Annotated in this window: 24 protein-coding genes; 14 read left to right on the top strand and 10 right to left on the bottom strand. The window is 65.4% G+C overall.

Annotated elements, in window-relative coordinates:
- Window positions 1-109: 109 nt before the first annotated feature.
- The 6 genes from ABIE57_RS03480 to ABIE57_RS03505 form a co-directional block, all read right to left on the bottom strand.
- Window positions 110-679, bottom strand: a complete 570-nt coding sequence (locus ABIE57_RS03480; protein WP_454283714.1) for a F0F1 ATP synthase subunit B — start codon at window positions 677-679, stop codon at window positions 110-112.
- Window positions 676-1,197 (bottom strand): F0F1 ATP synthase subunit B', encoded by a 522-nt coding sequence (locus ABIE57_RS03485; RefSeq protein WP_354537608.1) that lies wholly within the window; start codon window positions 1,195-1,197, stop codon window positions 676-678. Before ABIE57_RS03485 ends, ABIE57_RS03480 begins: the two co-directional genes overlap by 4 nt.
- Before the next feature lie 86 nt (window positions 1,198-1,283).
- Window positions 1,284-1,520, bottom strand: coding sequence for a F0F1 ATP synthase subunit C (locus ABIE57_RS03490; RefSeq protein ID WP_354537609.1), 237 nt, complete (start codon window positions 1,518-1,520; stop codon window positions 1,284-1,286).
- Between the two features lie 69 nt (window positions 1,521-1,589).
- A complete protein-coding gene (locus tag ABIE57_RS03495; protein ID WP_354537610.1) occupies window positions 1,590-2,372 on the bottom strand; it encodes a F0F1 ATP synthase subunit A in 783 nt (260 codons plus the stop codon).
- Window positions 2,362-2,700 carry an AtpZ/AtpI family protein gene (locus ABIE57_RS03500; RefSeq protein WP_354537611.1) on the bottom strand — a complete coding sequence of 113 codons (339 nt, stop codon included), beginning with the start codon at window positions 2,698-2,700 and terminating at the stop codon, window positions 2,362-2,364. Before ABIE57_RS03500 ends, ABIE57_RS03495 begins: the two co-directional genes overlap by 11 nt.
- A 201-nt stretch (window positions 2,701-2,901) precedes the next feature.
- A complete protein-coding gene (locus ABIE57_RS03505) occupies window positions 2,902-3,315 on the bottom strand; it encodes a universal stress protein (protein WP_354537612.1) in 414 nt (137 codons plus the stop codon).
- A gap of 132 nt (window positions 3,316-3,447) precedes the next feature.
- Here ABIE57_RS03505 and ABIE57_RS03510 point away from each other — a divergent pair, with 132 nt between their 5' ends.
- The gene (locus ABIE57_RS03510; RefSeq protein ID WP_354537613.1) at window positions 3,448-3,783 is read left to right on the top strand and encodes an ArsR/SmtB family transcription factor; all 336 of its coding nucleotides are present in this window, start codon (window positions 3,448-3,450) and stop codon (window positions 3,781-3,783) included.
- The gene (locus tag ABIE57_RS03515; RefSeq protein WP_354537614.1) at window positions 3,773-4,738 is read left to right on the top strand and encodes a glycosyltransferase family 61 protein; all 966 of its coding nucleotides are present in this window, start codon (window positions 3,773-3,775) and stop codon (window positions 4,736-4,738) included. The genes ABIE57_RS03510 and ABIE57_RS03515 overlap by 11 nt, the downstream gene beginning before the upstream one ends.
- On the opposite strand, the gene ABIE57_RS03520 is transcribed toward ABIE57_RS03515, so the two are convergent.
- Entirely contained in the window at window positions 4,739-5,617 is an 879-nt protein-coding gene (locus ABIE57_RS03520; RefSeq protein WP_354537822.1) for a LysR family transcriptional regulator, read from the bottom strand.
- A gap of 91 nt (window positions 5,618-5,708) precedes the next feature.
- On the opposite strand from ABIE57_RS03520, the gene ABIE57_RS03525 reads away from it, so the two are divergent.
- The 12 genes from ABIE57_RS03525 (at window position 5,709) to rpmE (ending at window position 13,246) form a co-directional block, all read left to right on the top strand.
- Window positions 5,709-6,278, top strand: coding sequence for a hypothetical protein (locus ABIE57_RS03525; RefSeq protein WP_354537615.1), 570 nt, complete (start codon window positions 5,709-5,711; stop codon window positions 6,276-6,278).
- 174 nt (window positions 6,279-6,452) lie between these two features.
- Window positions 6,453-7,946 (top strand): signal recognition particle protein, encoded by a 1,494-nt coding sequence (gene ffh, locus ABIE57_RS03530; RefSeq protein WP_354537616.1) that lies wholly within the window; start codon window positions 6,453-6,455, stop codon window positions 7,944-7,946.
- Window positions 7,946-8,458, top strand: coding sequence for a GNAT family N-acetyltransferase (locus ABIE57_RS03535; RefSeq protein ID WP_354537617.1), 513 nt, complete (start codon window positions 7,946-7,948; stop codon window positions 8,456-8,458). The genes ffh and ABIE57_RS03535 overlap by 1 nt, the downstream gene beginning before the upstream one ends.
- Entirely contained in the window at window positions 8,455-9,000 is a 546-nt protein-coding gene (locus ABIE57_RS03540) for a GNAT family N-acetyltransferase (RefSeq protein WP_354537618.1), read from the top strand. Before ABIE57_RS03535 ends, ABIE57_RS03540 begins: the two co-directional genes overlap by 4 nt.
- Window positions 8,997-9,296 (top strand): chorismate mutase, encoded by a 300-nt coding sequence (locus tag ABIE57_RS03545; RefSeq protein WP_354537619.1) that lies wholly within the window; start codon window positions 8,997-8,999, stop codon window positions 9,294-9,296. The genes ABIE57_RS03540 and ABIE57_RS03545 overlap by 4 nt, the downstream gene beginning before the upstream one ends.
- Before the next feature lie 48 nt (window positions 9,297-9,344).
- A complete protein-coding gene (rpsP, locus tag ABIE57_RS03550) occupies window positions 9,345-9,719 on the top strand; it encodes a 30S ribosomal protein S16 (RefSeq protein WP_354537620.1) in 375 nt (124 codons plus the stop codon).
- A gap of 20 nt (window positions 9,720-9,739) precedes the next feature.
- The gene (gene bluB, locus ABIE57_RS03555; protein ID WP_354537621.1) at window positions 9,740-10,369 is read left to right on the top strand and encodes a 5,6-dimethylbenzimidazole synthase; all 630 of its coding nucleotides are present in this window, start codon (window positions 9,740-9,742) and stop codon (window positions 10,367-10,369) included.
- Between the two features lie 22 nt (window positions 10,370-10,391).
- Window positions 10,392-10,895, top strand: coding sequence for a ribosome maturation factor RimM (gene rimM / locus ABIE57_RS03560; RefSeq protein WP_354537622.1), 504 nt, complete (start codon window positions 10,392-10,394; stop codon window positions 10,893-10,895).
- A 3-nt stretch (window positions 10,896-10,898) separates the two neighbouring features.
- A complete protein-coding gene (gene trmD / locus ABIE57_RS03565) occupies window positions 10,899-11,699 on the top strand; it encodes a tRNA (guanosine(37)-N1)-methyltransferase TrmD (protein WP_354537623.1) in 801 nt (266 codons plus the stop codon).
- Between the two features lie 62 nt (window positions 11,700-11,761).
- A complete protein-coding gene (gene cobO / locus ABIE57_RS03570; RefSeq protein WP_354537624.1) occupies window positions 11,762-12,373 on the top strand; it encodes a cob(I)yrinic acid a,c-diamide adenosyltransferase in 612 nt (203 codons plus the stop codon).
- 256 nt (window positions 12,374-12,629) lie between these two features.
- A complete protein-coding gene (gene rplS, locus ABIE57_RS03575) occupies window positions 12,630-13,013 on the top strand; it encodes a 50S ribosomal protein L19 (RefSeq protein WP_354537625.1) in 384 nt (127 codons plus the stop codon).
- Window positions 13,014-13,024: 11 nt separating this feature from the next.
- Complete coding sequence (gene rpmE, locus ABIE57_RS03580) at window positions 13,025-13,246, top strand: 50S ribosomal protein L31 (protein WP_210878371.1); 222 nt, start codon at window positions 13,025-13,027, stop codon at window positions 13,244-13,246.
- Between the two features lie 59 nt (window positions 13,247-13,305).
- Here the strand turns inward: rpmE and guaD are convergent, their stop codons facing one another.
- From guaD to xdhC, 3 genes are read right to left on the bottom strand one after another with little or no spacing between them, the layout of a single operon-like run.
- Window positions 13,306-14,607, bottom strand: coding sequence for a guanine deaminase (guaD, locus tag ABIE57_RS03585; protein ID WP_354537626.1), 1,302 nt, complete (start codon window positions 14,605-14,607; stop codon window positions 13,306-13,308).
- Window positions 14,608-14,665: 58 nt separating this feature from the next.
- Window positions 14,666-16,267: a xanthine/uracil/vitamin C permease gene (locus ABIE57_RS03590; protein ID WP_354537627.1), complete on the bottom strand. Its 1,602-nt coding sequence runs from the start codon at window positions 16,265-16,267 to the stop codon at window positions 14,666-14,668.
- Between the two features lie 43 nt (window positions 16,268-16,310).
- On the bottom strand, window positions 16,311-17,192 hold the full coding sequence (gene xdhC / locus ABIE57_RS03595; protein ID WP_354537628.1) for a xanthine dehydrogenase accessory protein XdhC: 882 nt from the start codon (window positions 17,190-17,192) through the stop codon (window positions 16,311-16,313).

Genomic DNA, 17,192 nt, shown 5'->3' on the forward strand with positions numbered 1-17,192 from the left:
CATATCGCAGCCGGGGGGCAATGTGAAACCCTCAATCGACCCCTCGGATGCAACAAGGCCGCGCCCCTTTCGGAACACGGCCTTGCGAAATCATGTCTGGCGCGGCGGCTCAGTGGAGCTTGGCCTCGACCTCCTTGATACCCGCATCGATCAGGCTGTCGGCCTCGGCGGCGGTCATCTGCTTGGCGATCACATCGCGCGCAGCGGCGGTGGCCACGATGATCGCCTCGTTGCGCACATCGCGCACGGCGCGGGCCTCGGCGCTGGCGATCTGGTCTTCGGCAGCCTGAAGGCGGCGGGCGATGGAGGCCTTGATCTCGGCCTTGGCCTGCACGGCGGCCTCTTCGGCCTCGGCCTTGGCCTGTTTCACGATCCGGTCGGCCTGTGCCTGCACGTCCTTCTGCTGACGCTCGTATTGCGCCAAAAGGGTCTGCGCCTCCTCGCGCAGGCACCGCGCCTCATCGAGATCGGCCTTGATTCCCGCGGCCCGCTCATCAAGCTTGCGGCCCAGAAGCCCCGGCACCTTGAGATAGACGAGCACGCCCACGAAGATGAGAAAGGCCAGCAACACCACGAAATCGGTGTTGCCCAGAGAAAAGAACGGGCCACCGGCGGCAAGCGCCGGGGTAGCGGCCAGTGTCGCGGCCAGTGTGACACTCAGCTTGCGCATCGGGCTCATCCTTTCATCCGGGCGTTGACAGCCGCAGTCACGCTGCGCCCGTCTGCCTTGCCACCCATGACCGAGACCAGCTCGGCGGCGACATCCTTGGCCACGTCCCGGACGGCATCAAGCGCGCCATCGCGGATCTCGGCCAGCGCCTTCTCGCCCTCGGCGGTGCGGGCGGCGATCTCCTGATCGGCCTTCTCGTTGGCCTTGTCCAGGTCGGCCTTGATGGCCGCCTTGGTCTCGGCAACAATTTTCTGCGCCTCGGCGCGGGCATCGGCCAGCGCCTTCTTGTAGGCCTCTTCCGCCTCGACCGCCTTGGCCTTGAGGTCCTCGGCGGCAGCCAGATCGTTGGTGATGGTCCCCTGACGCTCGGCCAGAACGGCGGCGATGCGCGGCAGGGCCACGCGCGACAGGATGAAATAGATCACGACCAACGCCACCAGAAGCCAGAAGATCTGGTTTCCGAATGTCGAGAAATCGAGCTGCGGAAGACCCGTCGCGCTCTCGGCCGCTTTTGCTTCGCTCGCCATGTCAGTCTCCCTCGGGAAAGGTCCGAATACACCGGGAGGCGCGCAACTGCCGCCCCCCGACCGTAAGGATCAGATACCCGTAAGGATCAGACGGCGAACATCAGCAGGAGCGCGACGAGGAACGAGAAAATCCCCAGCGCTTCGGCGAATGCGATGCCGATGAAGAGCGTCGCGGTCTGGCCGCCAGCGGCCGAGGGGTTGCGCAGCGCGCCAGCAAGGAAGTTGCCGGCAACATTGCCCACACCGATCGCTGCCCCGCCCATGCCCATGCAGGCCAGGCCAGCGCCGATATATGCACCCATTTGAACGATATCGCCTTCCATAGTCATGTCTCCTTACGTTGGAATTGGCAGTGGTTCGTGGCTCGTGGAGTGGGCGATGCCCACCGTAACTCAGTGATGAGGATGCAGCGCATCCTTGAGGTAAACGCAGGTCAGGATCGTGAACACGTAGGCCTGAATAAAGGCCACCAGCAGTTCCAGCGCATAGATCGTGGCAATCGCCAGGATCGACAGCGGCGTGACCAGGAGGCCGATGCCGGTGGAGAGGATGATCATCGGGGCAAAAGCCGCAAACACCTTCACCACCGCGTGCCCGGCCATCATGTTGCCGGCAAGACGGATGGAATGGCTCACGGGGCGCACGAAATAGGAAATCACCTCGATCAGCGCCAGCACGGGGCGCAGCGGCAGAGGCGCCGAACTGACCCAGAAGAGGCTCAGGAACCCCGCACCGTGACGCACGAAACCGACAATGGTCACGGTGAGGAACACCAGCATCGCCAGCACCGCCGTTACCGCGATGTGCGAGGTGGTGGTGAAGGCCATCGGCAGAAGGCCCAGCATGTTCGCGAAGAGGATGAAGAGAAACAGCGTCATGATGTAGGGAAAGAACACCAGCCCGTCCTTGCCCGCCACATCCTCGACCATCTTGCGCACGAAATCATAGGCCAGCTCGGCGATGGATTGCGTCCGGCTCGGGATCGTGGCGCGGCCCGCCGTGCCCAGGACCAGCAGCGCAAAGATCGCCGCCACGGTCAGCGCCATCCACAGCGTCACGTTGGTCAGCGTGAAGATGCCGACCGCACCCTCGCCGAAGAGCGGCTTGACCATGAACTGATCCATCGGGTGGAACACCAGACCGGGCTCTGCGGCCCCATGCGCTTCAGTCGCCATCCTTCGCCCTCTCATCCCCGCCCGTATCGGGCGTTTTCGTCTCCTGCATCTCGGCGGCAGAGCGCATCATCGTCTTGATGCCCGCCGCGAGACCCAGCAAAGTGAACACGACAAGGAAAACCGGCAGCGTGCCAAACAGCAGGTCAAGCCCGTATCCCATGCCGAAGCCGATCATGAGACCGGCCACAAGCTCGATCACCATCCGCCACGCGTGCTGCGCCTGCGAATAATGCTCCTCCCGGTGGGGACGCGGCGCATCCTTGCCGCGCAGCTTGGCAATCCGCGTTTCGATGTCTTTCAGACGCTCGTCACGATCCGGATCGGTCACGCGCAACCCCCTTGGGAAGTTGACGTCTTGCTATGGCGGCAGGCTGCGCGAGTCAAGCGCGCGAAATGGCGGCGTCACTCCCTATTAAATATTTGTTTTATCGAGTATTTTTGGAACGATGAAGCGGGGCGGTCATTCTGCCGCAACCACCCCGGCGGGCCTTGGGGGCGGTTGCGGGATATTCAACCATGCGGTTGAGTTTCAGCGCACCACGAAGACCGAGACCGGCGCGTGCTGCGCGATATAGCCGCCATGCGAGCTGAAGATGTGCTCGAGGAACCCCGGCACATGGCTTGCCATGATCACCAGATCGGCACCGGTCTCGTCGATGGCCTGCATCAGCGCCGCCGTGGTCTCGACCGCCGGATCGTGGCTGATGATGGGCCGCGCCTCGACCTCGGCCCCGTGCGTGGCGCGCAACTCCTCGGCAAAAGCCTTGACCGTGGTGGCAAACTCGCCCGGCGTATGGCCAAGCGCGCCCGGCAATTCGCCGCCGACGCTGACCACAGTGATCTTTGCGCCGTGGCGCTTTGCCATGTCGCCCGCCACCGCGAGCGCCTTGGCCAGCCTGTCCTTGTGGACGAGATCGACGGGAACCATGATGTTCGAGAACATGTTCTTTCCTTTCCTGTTTCCTTGGATCGTCTGCGGACCCTAGCCGCCCTACCCTGCCAGCGCCTTGCCCTGAATCAAACCCGCTTGCATTAAGGCGTTGACGCCGCCCGTGCGCCTCGGGCTTATACCCGCATGTCCAAGGCGCAGGCTCTCGATACCGTCTTTGCCGCCCTCGCCGATCCGACGCGACGGGCGATCCTTGCCATGCTGCTCGAGGACGACATGGCGGTGACGGACGTGGCCGAGCCGTTCGCGATGAGCCTTGCCGCGATTTCCAAGCATCTTGGGATCCTCGGCCGTGCGGGCCTCATCACACAGGAGCGGCGCGGGCGCGTGGTCTGGTGCAAGCTGGAGCCCGACGCGCTGCGCGATGCCTCGATCTGGATGCAGGGGTTCGGTCAGTTCGAGGCGGTCAATCTCGACGCGTTCGAGCGGTTTCTGGCGCGGGAACTGCCGGATGACGCCTGACGCACGTCATCTCGCCCCGGCGCAGATCGAGACGGTGGCGCGCGCAGTGGTGATGCCGATGCACCCGGGCAGCCACGCCTGCGGCGTGCTGGACGAGGGAGGGGCACCCCTTCCCATGGCGCGCACGCTTCTTTCGGGAAGCCGCTTTACCCCCGATCCCGCCCCACCGGAGGCCACGCCCGCGCGGCTTGCCGGTCGCTGGCTCTTTGCCGGGGTCGGACGGCATCATTTCGGGCATTTCCTGCTCGAGGCCACGCCGCGGCTCTGGGCGCTCGACCATCTCGGGGCACGGCCGGACGGCATCCTGCTCTTGCCCATGGCGGGGCGCGACATCGCCGCCGTGCTGCGCCGCCGTCTGGGACCGCTTCTGGACCTGCTCGGACAGGGCCTGCCGGTGCATCTTGTGATGGAACCCACCGAGGTCGAGACCCTGATCGTCCCGTCGCAGGGCTTTGGCCACCTGGACTGGACCCATGGCACGCCCGAGGCGCGCGCCTATATGCGCCGCCATCTGTCGGCCATCGCGCCGGATGGTCCCGAACGGCTCTATATCTCGCGCCGCCGCCTCAAGAACCCGGCCCAGCAGGTGCCGTATGAACGGCAGATCGAAAAATGGCTCTCGCGCGCGGGGTTCACGATCTTCTATCCCGAGCGGCATTCCATCCCCGAGCAGATCGCCGCTTACCGCGCCGCGCGCGTGCTGCTCGGCCCGGACGGCTCGGCCTTTCATCTCGCGCCTTTCGTGGCCCATCCGGAGGCGCGTATCGGTCTCATTCAGCGGCGCACACGTCAGCCGGTTTTTGATGCCATCAAGCGACAGATCGGGGGGTTCGCCGGGATCACGCCCTGGACCAGTGCCGCGCTTGCCACCACCGCGCCCGACACCCGCGAAAGCGCCCTGCCGCCAGAACTGCACCGGCTGCGCGCCGATCTCGGTGCGGCCGGCTTTCTCTGATCAGCTCTGCCAGTCCTGCGCGCGCTCCTTGAGAAAGCGCAGGAAGGCCTGCACCTTGGTCGTGCGGTGCAGATCCATGTGTGTCACCAGCCAGAGCGGCGCGGCCCAGTCGGCACGCGGTGCCATGACCTGTAGCAGATCGGGATGATCGCGCGCCTGCGTCACCGCGACGAATCCGATCCCGGCCCCGGCAAGAATGGCGTTGCGCTGCGAATGCACGTCGCCTGCGCGGAACACGATCGCCTCGGGCGGCACCGTCTCGTTGAGCCAGCGGTGGAAGGGCGCGCGCGTCTTGGGATCGTCCGCGCCGACAAAGCGATGGCGCGCCAGATCGCCCTCGCCCTCGGGCACACCATGGCGCGCGACATAGTTCCCGGCGGCATAGAGCGCGAATTCCTGACGAAAGAACGGTTGCACCACGTTGTCGGGCTGATCGGGGGCGGTGCCTGCGCGCACCGCCACATGCGCTTCGCCATATTCCAGCCGGAACAGGCGGTCCCCGGTCAGGTAGCGCACGATCAATTCGGGATACCCGGCCTGGAAATCCGCGAGCGCCGGGGCAAGCAGATGGCTCAGCCCGCTGATCGAGGTCACGACCAGTTCGCCGCCCACCTCGTTGCCCTGGCCGCGCAGCCGGCCCGCCAGTTGATGAAACTGGTCGTCCGTCGCCTGTGCCACGCGCAACAGGTCGTCGCCCGCCTCGGTGGGCGTGTAGCCGCGCGCATGGCGCTGAAAAAGCCGCACGCCAAGCCGCTCTTCAAGCGCGTCGATATGGCGGATGACCGTGGCGTGATGCACGCCCAGCACCTCCGCCGCGCCGCTGACCGTGCCCACCCGCGCCACGTGAAAGGCGGTGCGCACCTCGTCCCAGTTGTCCATGGCCATGCCCGCCCTGCCCGCAATTTCACCCGCCCAACTATGAGGTGGTGACGAAAGAGTTGCAATCGGGCACGATGCCCCCAGCCTCGGAATGTCAGACGACCGCGAGGCCAAGAGCGAGACATGGCGGATGAAGATCACGCACGATACCCCCGGTCTACTGATCGCCGAAGACATGCCGTGGTTATTCGCGGTGATGCTCTCGCTCGGCCTGCTGCTCTTTGTCGGCGTCGGACTTCTGGTCAGTTCCCGGACGCTGATCGGTGCCTTCGTCATGGCAGGCATCGGGGGCGGCATGTGCTTTGCCGCGATCTGTGTCTTCGTCGAGCGCCTGCAAATCATTCTCGACGCACGCGCGGGCACCGCGACGCTACGCTCCCGCACCATCCTGCGCCACCGCGAGGAGGTGCTGCCTTTGGCGGACGTGCTGCGCGCCTCAGGCGAGACCACGCTCTCGGGCGGCGACACCGGTAGCGACCCCTCCCGCGTGCGCCGCCGGATGTATCGCCCCTCGCTCGTGCTCTCCGACGGGGCGGGCGGCGAGGTGCTGCGCCCGATCACCGAGATCTATGACAGCAGCCCCGCTTCGGGCGCGGTGGTGCGCGCCATCAACCTCTGGCTGGACCGGCATCGCACTACTGCCCCCACCTCCGGTGCTTGACTCGTCCCGCCTGCACGCGTAAACGCCAGCCCAAGTTCCCGGAGGCCAGACGCTTCCGGTCCCGGCCCGGTGCCGGGATCGCCCCCCACCAGCGCGTTGCGCCCGTGGGGGCGTTTATGTTTTGAGGCGTCACCCCGGCGCGGCATGGCGGTAACCGGCAAAGGAGGCCCGGCAATGTTCGAAAACCTGTCCGACCGCCTCTCCGGCGTTCTCGACCGTCTCACGCGGCAGGGCTCGCTCTCCGAAGAGGATGTCAAAACCGCCCTGCGCGAGGTCCGCGTGGCCCTGCTCGAGGCCGATGTCTCGCTTCCCGTCGCACGCGACTTCATCAAGCGGGTGGAGACCGAGGCCACCGGTCAGGCCGTCACCAAATCCGTCACCCCCGGCCAGCAGGTCGTCAAGATCGTCCATGACGCGCTCATCGCCACCCTGCGCGGCGAGGGCGACCCCGGCGCGCTCAAGATCGACAACCCGCCCGCGCCCATTCTCATGGTCGGCCTGCAAGGTTCGGGCAAGACCACCACCACCGCCAAGCTCGCCAAGCGGCTCAAGGACCGCGAGGGCAAGCGCGTTCTGATGGCCTCGCTCGACACCAACCGCCCCGCCGCGATGGAACAGCTTGCCATTCTGGGCCGCCAGATCGGCGTCGATACCCTGCCCATCGTCAAGGGCGAGGACCCCGTCGCCATCGCCAGACGCGCCAAGACGCAGGCCGCGCTTGGCGGCTACGACGTCTACATGCTCGACACCGCCGGCCGGCTGCATATCGACGCCGAGCTGATCGCACAGGCCGCCGCCGTGCGCGACGTGGCCAACCCGCGCGAGACGCTGCTCGTGGTCGATGGCCTCACCGGTCAGGATGCGGTGAACGTCGCCACCGAATTTGACGACAAGATCGGCGTGACCGGCGTCGTCCTCACCCGGATGGACGGCGACGGGCGCGGCGGTGCGGCCCTCTCGATGCGCGCCATCACCGGCAAGCCCATCCGCTTCGTGGGCTTGGGCGAAAAGCTCGACGCGCTTGAGACCTTCGAGCCAGAGCGCATCGCCGGTCGCATCCTCGGCATGGGCGACATCGTCGCGCTGGTGGAAAAGGCGCAGGAGACCATCGAGGCCGAGCAGGCCGAGAAGATGATGCGCCGGATGCAGAAGGGTCAGTTCAACATGAACGACCTGAAGGGGCAGCTCGAGCAGATGCAGAAGATGGGCGGCATGGAAGGGCTCATGGGCATGATGCCCGGCATGGGCAAGATGGCCAAACAGGTGCAGGAGGCAGGCTTTGACGACAAGGTGATCACACGCCAGATCGCTCTCATCCAGTCGATGACGAAAAAGGAACGCGCCAACCCCGCCCTCCTGCAGGCCAGCCGCAAGAAGCGGATCGCGGCAGGCGCGGGTCAGGATGTGTCCGAGTTGAACAAGCTTCTGAAAATGCACCGCCAGATGGCCGACATGATGAAGAAACTCGGCCGCAACAAGGGCGGGATGCTCAAGCAGGCGATGAAGGGCATGTTCGGCAAGGGCGGGATGCCCGACATGAACGACCCACGCGCGATGGAAGAGGCCGCCCGCGCCATGGGCGGCAAGCTGCCGGGCGGTCTGGGCGGCTTGGGCGGTGGTGGCCTGTCGCTCCCCCCCGGCCTCTCGGGCCTTGGCAAGAAGAAATAATGTCCAGCGCGCCCACCCTCACCACCGAGCGTCTGATCCTGCGGGCCCCGCGCCTGTCGGATTTCGAGGCTTGGGCCGACTATTACACCAGCCCCCGTGCTGCGCACGAAGGCGGACCGTTCGACCGCGCGCAGGCTTATCGTATTTGGGCGTCAGACGTGGCGCTTTGGGGACTGCGTGGCTATGGGCCTTTTGGCATAGATGACCGCGCCACCGGCACCTATCTGGGCGATGTGGGCATCTATCAATCCGCGGAGTATCCCGCTCCGGAACTCGGCTGGTTCGTCGTGCCTGAGGCCGAAGGCCAAGGCATTGCTTTTGAGGCCGCAGCCGCCGTGCTCGATTGGTTGCGCGCCACCACCGACTGGCCGCATGTCACCAGTATCATAGACCCGGCCAATGCACGGTCGGTGGCATTGGGGCTGCGTCTGAACGGCGTGATTGACCCAAGCTTGCCCGGCATCGATCCCGGCGATGTGGTGATCCGCCATGATTTGCGGGGGGCCGCATGACCCTCGTCCAAGCGCCCGTATTGGAAACGCCCCGCCTTGTCTTGCGCGGGCCTGAGGTGCGCGACATCGAGCCGATGATCGCCTTCCTCCTCGACCGCGAGCGCGCCGAGGGCTTTGGTGCGTCCCCGAACCGGGGCGATGCGTGGCGCTGGTTCGCGCTCAACGTCGGCCACTGGCATATCCACGGCTACGGCTATTTCACGATTGAGGACAAGGCCAGCGGGCAGCCTGCGGGCATCACCGGTATCTGGAACCCCGAAGGCTGGCCCGAGCCGGAACTGGGCTGGGTCGTGTTCGAGGGGTTCGAGGGGCAGGGCATCGCCCATGAGGCAGCGCTGCGCGCCCGGCAATGGGCCTATGAGGATCTGGGCCTGACCACCCTCACCTCCAACATCGTGCCCGGCAACACCCGCTCCATCGCGCTCGCCGAACGGCTCGGTGCGTGGTTCGAGCGGGAATACGACAATATCCACATGGGCCGCGATTTCCTCTATCGCCATCCCGGCCCTGACGACGACGGCTCGGTGGAGGCTTACGCATGACCGATGACGCCATCATCCGCGCCGCCCGGCTTCTGGCCGAGCACCGCAAGAGCATCGACCGGCTCGACGCGATCCTCGTCTTTACCCTGGCCGAACGGTTCAAGCACACCCAGGCCGTGGGCAAGCTCAAGGCCGAACACGACCTTCCCCCGTCCGATCCCGCGCGCGAGGCGCAACAGATCGAACGGCTCGAAGAACTGGCGAAATCCGCCGATCTCGACCCGGAATTCGCCCGCGAATTCCTCAACTTCATCATCGCCGAGGTGATCCGTCATCACCGAAAGCACCAATCGTAGGGTGGGGTTCAACCCCACCAAACCCCCGCCATTAAAGGAGACTATCAAATGGCCATGAAAATCCGCCTTGCCCGTGGTGGCTCGAAAAAGCGCCCCTTCTACCGCATCGTCGCGGCCGACAGCCGTATGCCGCGCGATGGCCGCTTCATCGAGAAGCTGGGCACCTACAACCCGCTGCTGCCCAAGGATAGCGAGGATCGCGTGAAGATGGATATCGAGCGCATCCAGCACTGGCTGGCGCAGGGCGCACAGCCGACCGACCGCATCAGCCGGATGCTCGAAGCCGCAGGCGTCATCGAGACGAAGCAGCGCGCCAACCTGAAAAAGGCCGAGCCGGGCAAGAAAGCCCAGGAACGCGCCGCCGCCAAGGCCGAGAAGGCCGCCGCTGCCGCCGCCGCCGCCGAAGAGGCCGCCGCCGAGTGAGCACAAGGTAAGGCGCTGGAATGTCGCAGTTTTCCGAGGACTTCCAGACCGGCCTGCGCGATCTCATGCGCTGGCGGCGCGACGTGCGCCGCTTTCGCCCTGATCCTGTGGACGAGGCGCTCTTGCAAGAGTGCCTCGCGACCTTTGCTCTTGCGCCCTCGGTCGGGCTCAGCGAGCCGTGGCGCATCGTGCAGGTCTCAAGCCCCGCCGCCCGCGCCGCCGCCCTGGCCAATTTCGAGACGGCAAATGCGCACGCGCTTGACGGATATGACGGCGAAAAAGCCCGCGTTTACAGCGGGCTGAAGCTGACGGGGATGCGCGAGGCCCCGGTCCAGCTTGCGGTTTTCTGCGACGAGGCGACCGACAAGGGCGCGGGCCTCGGGGCCGCCACCATGCCCGAGATGCGGCGATATTCCGTGGTGGCCGCCATCACCCAATTCTGGCTTTATGCCCGGGCGCGCGGCCTCGGCCTTGGCTGGGTGTCGATCCTCGATCCCGCGCGCCTGTGTCAGGACCTCGAGGTTCCGGACACCTGGGCACTTGTGGCCTATCTCTGCATCGGCTGGCCCGAAGAGGAAAGCGCCGCGCCGGAACTGGAGCTTGCCGGGTGGGAGCAGCGTCGTCATCATGTGCCGATGGAAAGCCGATGACCCCCTGCGAAAGGACATAGTGATGAGCGATACGGTTTGTCTGGGCGCGATTGCCGGGGCCTTCGGCGTCAAGGGAGAGGTCCGGCTCAAGACGTTCACCGCGACGCCAGAGGACATCGCCGCCTATGGCCCGCTCAGCTCTGAGGATGGCAAACGCAGCTTCGAGATCACGCTGACGGGGCAGACCTCGGGCGCGCTTACCGCGCGGCTGTCGGGCATCGCCACCAAGGAACAGGCCGACGCCCTGCGCGGCATCCGCCTGCATGTGCCGCGCGCGCGCCTGCCCGCCCTGCCCGATGACGAGTTCTACCATGCCGATCTGATCGGGCTCGAGGTGTTCGATACCGGCGGCGCAGCCCTTGGCCGCGTCAAGGCGGTGCTCAATCACGGCGCGGCGGACCTGCTGGAAATCGAGGGGCCGGGCGTCACCTCGACCGTGCTGTTGCCCTTCACCCGCGAGGCGGTGCCGACGGTTGATCTCGCCTCTGGCCGGATCGTGGCCGACCCGCCCGATGGGCTCTTCTAGACCATGGCCGACACGCCCCGTTCCCATGGCAGCAAGAGCATCCGCCCCTCGCTTGCACCGCGCGACCTGATGGCAGAGGCGGCACCGCGCCCCGGTGTCTGGGGCGCGCGCATCATCACCCTTCTGCCACAGGCCTTTCCCGGCGTGCTTGGCGAGAGCCTGACGGGGCGCGCCCTGCGCGACGGGCTATGGTCGCTCCGGACAATCGACCTGCGCGCCTTTGGCGAGGGGCGACACCGCAATGTCGATGACACACCCGCAGGCGGCGGCGCGGGCATGGTGCTGCGCGCCGATGTGATGGGCCGCGCGATTGACGAGGCGATGGCCGCCACCCCGCCCGACTGGCCGCTGGTCTATCTCAGCCCGCGCGGCGCGCCGTTTTCGCAGGCGCGCGCACAATCTCTGGCCGCCGGTCCCGGTGTCACGCTGATCTGTGGCCGGTTCGAGGGGCTGGATGAACGGGTGATCGCGCATTACGGCATCGAGGAAATCAGCCTTGGCGATTTCGTCATGACCGGCGGCGAGATTGCGGCACAGGCGATAATCGACGCGTGCGTGCGGCTTTTGCCCGGTGTGCTCGGCAACGAGACCTCTACCGAGGAAGAGAGCTTTGCCGACGGCCTGCTGGAGCATCCGCACTACACCCGCCCGCCCGAATGGCGCGGGCTGACCATCCCCGAGGTGCTGACCTCGGGCGATCACGGCAAGGTGGCGGCGTGGCGGCGCGAGATGTCCGAGCGCATCACGCGGGACCGCCGCCCCGACCTCTGGCAGGCGCATCTTGAGCGCGGCAAGGGCGGCTGATCTTGCGGCGCGCGGTGCAAACGGGCTAGGTGATCCGCAACGCGCCAAGGCAGGAGCCCGAGATGACCAAAGACCCCAAGGCCCATACCGAAAAGATGAAGCGGATCAAGGCTGCCCGTGACAAGCTCATGGAGCACAAGACCGGCGAGAAGGGCCTCATCATCGTCCATACCGGCAACGGCAAGGGCAAGAGCAGTTCCGGCTTCGGGATGATCCTTCGCTGCATCGGTCACGGCTTTCCCTGCGCGGTGGTGCAGTTCATCAAGGGGTCGATGCCGAGCGGCGAGCGTGACCTGCTCAAGGAGCGGTTCGCCGATATCTGCGCGTTTCACGTGATGGGCGAGGGTTTCACCTGGGAGACGCAGGACCGCGAACGCGACACCGTCATGGCGCAAGCGGCCTGGGACAAGGCCAAGGAACTGATCCGGGACGAGAAAAACCGCATGGTGCTTCTGGACGAGATCAACATCGCACTGCGTTATGACTATCTCGACATCAACGATGTGGTGACGTTTCTGGCCGAGGAAAAGCCACCGATGACCCATGTCGTCCTGACCGGGCGCGACGCCAAGCCCGCGGTGATCGACATCGCCGATCTGGTCAGCGAGATGAAAGAGATCAAGCACCCGTTCCGCGAGCAGAACATCAAGGCACAGGCCGGCGTGGAATTCTGACGCCAAGGCTTGATCGCCCGACCGTTCCCGCCTATACCCCGGTGGTCTGGAATCGCTTTGGCGGCTCCGGGCCGTTTTCTTCTGGCATCTCCCGCAGCTTTCTTCGGCCCTACGCGGCAGCCACGGAAAACAGTGTGACAGACAAGGACGACCTGATCTCTGGCGGGCGCATCTGCGGACCCGGAAGAAGACCAAGAGCTCTGAGGACGCGAGACATCTTTGCGGGCATAACCGCAGGCAAATCAGGAGAGAAGCGATGGACATTATCGCTCAGTTGGAGGCGGAACAGATCGCCTCGCTCGGGAAGACCATTCCCGATTTCAAGGCCGGCGACACGATCCGCGTCGGCTACAAGGTGACCGAGGGCACCCGCAGCCGCGTGCAGAATTTCGAAGGCGTCTGCATCAGCCGCAAGAACGGCAAGGGGATCGCCGGATCGTTCACCGTCCGCAAGATTTCGTTTGGCGAAGGCGTGGAACGGATGTTCCCGCTCTATTCGACCAATATCGACAGTATCGAGGTTGTGCGCCGGGGCCGCGTCCGCCGGGCCAAGCTCTACTACCTGCGCGCGCGTCGCGGCAAATCCGCCCGGATCTCCGAGGACGCCAATTACAAGCCCCTCTCGGGCAAATCCGCATAAGGACCGGCACGATGAAAAAGGACATCCACCCCGATTACCACGTCATCGACGTCAAGATGACCGACGGCACCATCGTGCAGATGCGCTCGACCTGGGGCAAGGAGGGCGACACGCTCTCGCTCGATATCGACCCCTCGGTGCACCCCGCCTGGACCGGTGGCGGCACCCGCCTCACCGATGCCGGTGGCCGCGTGTCGAAGTTCAAGAACAAATACGCCGGTCTCGGGTTCTGATCACCCCTCCGGTTGCCGATGCTGCGCCGCCCCATCGGGGCGGCGTTTGCGTTTCGGCCTCAGAGGATCGAGGATTTGACGGGCAGTCCGCCAATGTAGACTTCGTCAATCGCGCGGTCATCGCCCATGATCTGCAACACGAAGAGCTCCTCGGCCAGCGTGGTCGCACGCACCATGCGCAGGGCCATGGCCGGGGTGGCCTGCGCGTTCAGCACGACAATATCCGCCTCGGTTCCCGCCTCCAGCGTGCCGATCCGGTCCTCAAGCCCAAGCACAGCGGCATTGCCCCGCGTGATCCAGTCGAAGGCCTGCAACGGATGCAGCGACTGGCCGCGCAATTGCAGCACCTTGTAGCCCTCGTTGAGCGTCTGGAGCATGGAATAGCTGGTGCCGCCGCCGACATCGGTGGCGATGCCAGACAATATCCCACGCGCGCGCAACCCGGCCTCGTCAAAGAGGCCACTGCCCAGAAAGAGGTTCGAGGTGGGGCAGAAAACCGGATGCGCGCCGGTTTCGGCCAGCGCTGCGATCTCGCGCTCTGACAGGTGGATGGCATGGCCAAGCAGCGCCTTTGGCCCAAGCAACCCGTAGGTTTCATAGACATCAAGATAGTCGCGCGCCATTGGATAAAGCTGCGCGGTATAGGCGATTTCATCCTTGTTCTCGGATAGATGCGTCTGGATGTGACAACTTGGGTTCTCGCGCGCCAGCACCTGCGCCATTTCCATCTGTTCGGGCGTCGAGGTGATAGCAAAGCGCGGCGAGATGACATAGCCGTTGCGCCCCTTGCCGTGCCAGTCGGCGATCAGCGCGGTGCTGTCGTCATAGCCGCTCTGGGGCGTGTCGCGCAGCCCCTCGGGCGCGTTGCGGTCCATCAGCACCTTGCCGCCCAGCATCCGCATGTTGCGCCGCGTGGCCTCGGCGAAATAGGCCTCGACCGATGTCTTGTGCACCGAGCAGAAGGCGACGGCAGTGGTCGTGCCATGGACGATGATCTGGTCGAAGAAGGCCCGCGCCATCGCCGCGCTGTGCGCCTCCGAGGCAAAGCGGGTTTCCTCGGGGAATGTGTAAGTGTTCAGCCAATCCAGAAGCTGCGCGCCCCATGACGCGATCACCTGCACCTGCGGGAAATGGATATGCGTGTCGATGAACCCGGCCATGATCAGATGCGGGCGGTGATCGGTCACCGGCACATCGCCCGCCTTTGCGCGAAGATCGGCGAATGGCCCGATCTCGCGGATCAGGCCGCCGCGGATCAAAAGGCCGCCATCCTCGATATAGGTATAGGCGCCGGTATCCTCGCCGCTTTCAGGCGCGCGATGAAAGGTCAGAAGGCGACCGCGAAGCAGGGTTTGTGTCATTATAGGTCTCAAATCCGTCATTGGGGGAAGGGGCGGCGCGTCGGCCGCCCGCTCCGGTTCACGCCTGTCTGGCGGGGGTGTCGTCGTCGATCATGTCGGGCTCGTCCGGGACGATGATGCGATGCAGCAGGTCCTCTTTCGGGGCAAACGCCGGATAGATCGTCAGGAACGCGCCGATGATGAGATAGCCGATGGTGATCCCGTCAAACTGCGGCATCTGCAAGGTGAAGGAATGGATCACCCCCACCGACGACAGCACCGCCGCCGCGATGGCAAAGCCCCCGGCCATGCGAAACCGCCCGTCGATCACATCGGCCACGATCGCGCCCCAGATCAACCCGGTGATGATCGCCCCCTGGCTCAGCGCCAGATGCCCCTCGAAATGTGCCCCCTCGCGCAGCAGCGCCGCCGTCAACGCATCGTCGCCAAGCGCGGGCAGTCCCTCGACGCCCGAGGCGCGCAAGGCGTTCATGAGCGAGCCCCATTTCACCATCAAAAACCCCGAGATATGCGGCAGGATCGCGAAGGATACGGCGGCCATGTGCATCGGTTTGACCGCCCAGGCGGTGTTGGTGATGAGGCTGACCGAGACAAAGACCAGCACCGGCGCAGCAGCGGCAAGCGGGATCAGCCCGGCCAGAAAGGACAGAAAGCCAAAGAAGGCCGCCGCCCCGATCACCACGGCCACGCCGATGATATACCCGGCATGGGCATCCAGCCGCTTGTAGGCGGGATGGCCGATATAGACCGTGGTCGGAAAGGGCGAGCCGAACACCGCGCCCAGCATCGTGCCCGCCCCGTCGGTGACTTGGCACAGGCCCACCGGATAGCTGTCACCGGCGGCTTCCGCGGATTCGACATTGTTCATCGTCTCGATGAAATTGTAGATCTGCACCGGGATCAGCACGAGGAAAAGCTCGGGATTGGCGAAAAGATACTGCACACCGACCACCAGATCGCCGAAATAAGGCACCGGCGGGTAAAACCCCACGCCGCTCAGGTCGATGCGCGATTGGCCAAGGAACACCCCGATCACCGTGCCCACGCCGATGGCCACCAGCCCCGCAGGCACGTTGCCCGGCAGCCGAAACCGCCCGATCAGCCCCCAGAGGATAAAGAGAAGCGCGGCAAAGCCGATCACCGGGTTCTCGAAAATCTCCGCCAGCGGCACCGAGCCGATGAACACCAGCGCGATCCCGCAGAGCGTGCCCAGCATCCCGGCGCGCGGTGTGATCCGCTTGAGGAACGGGCCGACAATCGCCCCGAGGGCGGCAACGATCCCGCCGATAAAGCCCGCGCCGATCCCCACCTGCCACGCCAGAAGCGGGTCTTGCGTCGCCCAGTAGATCGGCCCGATCACCCCGAAAAGATAGACAAACATCACCGGTGTCGAGATGCCGTAAGGCAGCGCGGTCACGTCGCGGCCCTGTTTCTGGGCGGCCCATTTCGCCAGATAGGTATAGACCGCGACACCGGCCAGAATGGCGATGGCCGCCCCCGGAACGATCCGGCCAAAGACGATCTCGGCGGGCATCTGGAACACGAATTGACAGATCCCCGACAGGATCAGCAGGTTGACAAGGTTGTCGGTAAAGAGCGCCCAAAAGGCGCTGAAATCGCTGCGTGTGAACAGCGTGTAGGTGTAACTCCTCCCGTCCATGACGGTCTCCTCCTCTGACAGAACCGGCCCGGCGTGACGGATGTCAGGCCGATTTCCCCTCCCGGTCGTTCCCGTGCCCCGACAGGGGCGCGTCCTGTGCCCCATGCGGGGCGATTGCGGCAGTTTCAGAGGTCAATTCGGCCATCACCTCGGCCACCACGAAGGCGGCGATGACGCCGGGCCGCTTGTCGCGGCTACCGCTTGCCCCGATGGGGCATGTGAGAGTGTCGATAGTCTGCGCGCCCGCGTGCCGTTTGGCCCAGGCGCGGAACTTGGCGCGTTTGCTGGCAGAGCCAATCATGCCGACATAGGCCGCATCGCCCCGGTCGAGGGCGGCCGCGGTCAGCAGGAAATCAAGCCCGTGATCATGGGTCAGGATGACGAAGGCGCTGCGCGGCGGGGCGGCCATGATCTCGGCCTCGGGCAGCACGCTCACGCGCCGCTCCACCGCCGCCGTGCATAGCGCCAATTCGTAGGGGCGGGTGTCGATCAGGATGCAGCGCACCGGCAGATGCTGAAACAGATCGGCCAGCGCGCGCCCGACATGACCCGCCCCCATGACATGGACATGCGGCAGCGCCGCGTCGTTCTGTGCCGCGCGCGTCTCGGCGTCTCGCCGATCAGAGGCGCGCAGCCGCGTCAATGACAGTTCCACCCGCCCGCCGCAGCATTGCCCGATTTCGGGACCAAGCGGCAGATCGAGCGTGCGCGCCAGCACGCCGTCGCGCAGCATCGCGCGGGCCGCATCAATGGCGATATATTCCAACTGCCCGCCGCCGATCGTGCCCCAGAGCGCGCCCGCGCCCACGAACATCTCGGTGCCCGCATCCCGCGGCGAGGAGCCGCGCACGCGCGTCAACGCCACCCGGATCACCGACGGCTCTGACGCGAAAAACGCGCGCAGCGAGGGGGTGGAAAGCGCCAT

This window comes from Roseovarius sp. MBR-6 (assembly GCF_040547525.1).
Lineage (GTDB): Bacteria > Pseudomonadota > Alphaproteobacteria > Rhodobacterales > Rhodobacteraceae > Roseovarius.

Coding starts and splice junctions, on each gene's coding strand:
- trmD (WP_354537623.1), top strand. CDS start 10,899: ATGGCCGACACGCCCCGTTCCCATGGCAGCAAGAGCATCCGCCCCTCG.
- ABIE57_RS03590 (WP_354537627.1), bottom strand. CDS start 16,267: ATGGACGGGAGGAGTTACACCTACACGCTGTTCACACGCAGCGATTTC.
- ABIE57_RS03540 (WP_354537618.1), top strand. CDS start 8,455: ATGACCCTCGTCCAAGCGCCCGTATTGGAAACGCCCCGCCTTGTCTTG.
- rimM (WP_354537622.1), top strand. CDS start 10,392: ATGAGCGATACGGTTTGTCTGGGCGCGATTGCCGGGGCCTTCGGCGTC.
- ABIE57_RS03480 (WP_454283714.1), bottom strand. CDS start 679: ATGAGCCCGATGCGCAAGCTGAGTGTCACACTGGCCGCGACACTGGCC.
- ABIE57_RS03510 (WP_354537613.1), top strand. CDS start 3,448: ATGTCCAAGGCGCAGGCTCTCGATACCGTCTTTGCCGCCCTCGCCGAT.
- bluB (WP_354537621.1), top strand. CDS start 9,740: ATGTCGCAGTTTTCCGAGGACTTCCAGACCGGCCTGCGCGATCTCATG.
- ABIE57_RS03485 (WP_354537608.1), bottom strand. CDS start 1,197: ATGGCGAGCGAAGCAAAAGCGGCCGAGAGCGCGACGGGTCTTCCGCAG.
- ABIE57_RS03515 (WP_354537614.1), top strand. CDS start 3,773: ATGACGCCTGACGCACGTCATCTCGCCCCGGCGCAGATCGAGACGGTG.
- rplS (WP_354537625.1), top strand. CDS start 12,630: ATGGACATTATCGCTCAGTTGGAGGCGGAACAGATCGCCTCGCTCGGG.
- rpsP (WP_354537620.1), top strand. CDS start 9,345: ATGGCCATGAAAATCCGCCTTGCCCGTGGTGGCTCGAAAAAGCGCCCC.
- ffh (WP_354537616.1), top strand. CDS start 6,453: ATGTTCGAAAACCTGTCCGACCGCCTCTCCGGCGTTCTCGACCGTCTC.
- rpmE (WP_210878371.1), top strand. CDS start 13,025: ATGAAAAAGGACATCCACCCCGATTACCACGTCATCGACGTCAAGATG.
- ABIE57_RS03490 (WP_354537609.1), bottom strand. CDS start 1,520: ATGGAAGGCGATATCGTTCAAATGGGTGCATATATCGGCGCTGGCCTG.
- ABIE57_RS03545 (WP_354537619.1), top strand. CDS start 8,997: ATGACCGATGACGCCATCATCCGCGCCGCCCGGCTTCTGGCCGAGCAC.
- ABIE57_RS03535 (WP_354537617.1), top strand. CDS start 7,946: ATGTCCAGCGCGCCCACCCTCACCACCGAGCGTCTGATCCTGCGGGCC.
- ABIE57_RS03495 (WP_354537610.1), bottom strand. CDS start 2,372: ATGGCGACTGAAGCGCATGGGGCCGCAGAGCCCGGTCTGGTGTTCCAC.
- ABIE57_RS03525 (WP_354537615.1), top strand. CDS start 5,709: ATGTCAGACGACCGCGAGGCCAAGAGCGAGACATGGCGGATGAAGATC.
- ABIE57_RS03505 (WP_354537612.1), bottom strand. CDS start 3,315: ATGTTCTCGAACATCATGGTTCCCGTCGATCTCGTCCACAAGGACAGG.
- ABIE57_RS03520 (WP_354537822.1), bottom strand. CDS start 5,617: ATGGACAACTGGGACGAGGTGCGCACCGCCTTTCACGTGGCGCGGGTG.
- xdhC (WP_354537628.1), bottom strand. CDS start 17,192: ATGGCGCTTTCCACCCCCTCGCTGCGCGCGTTTTTCGCGTCAGAGCCG.
- guaD (WP_354537626.1), bottom strand. CDS start 14,607: ATGACACAAACCCTGCTTCGCGGTCGCCTTCTGACCTTTCATCGCGCG.
- cobO (WP_354537624.1), top strand. CDS start 11,762: ATGACCAAAGACCCCAAGGCCCATACCGAAAAGATGAAGCGGATCAAG.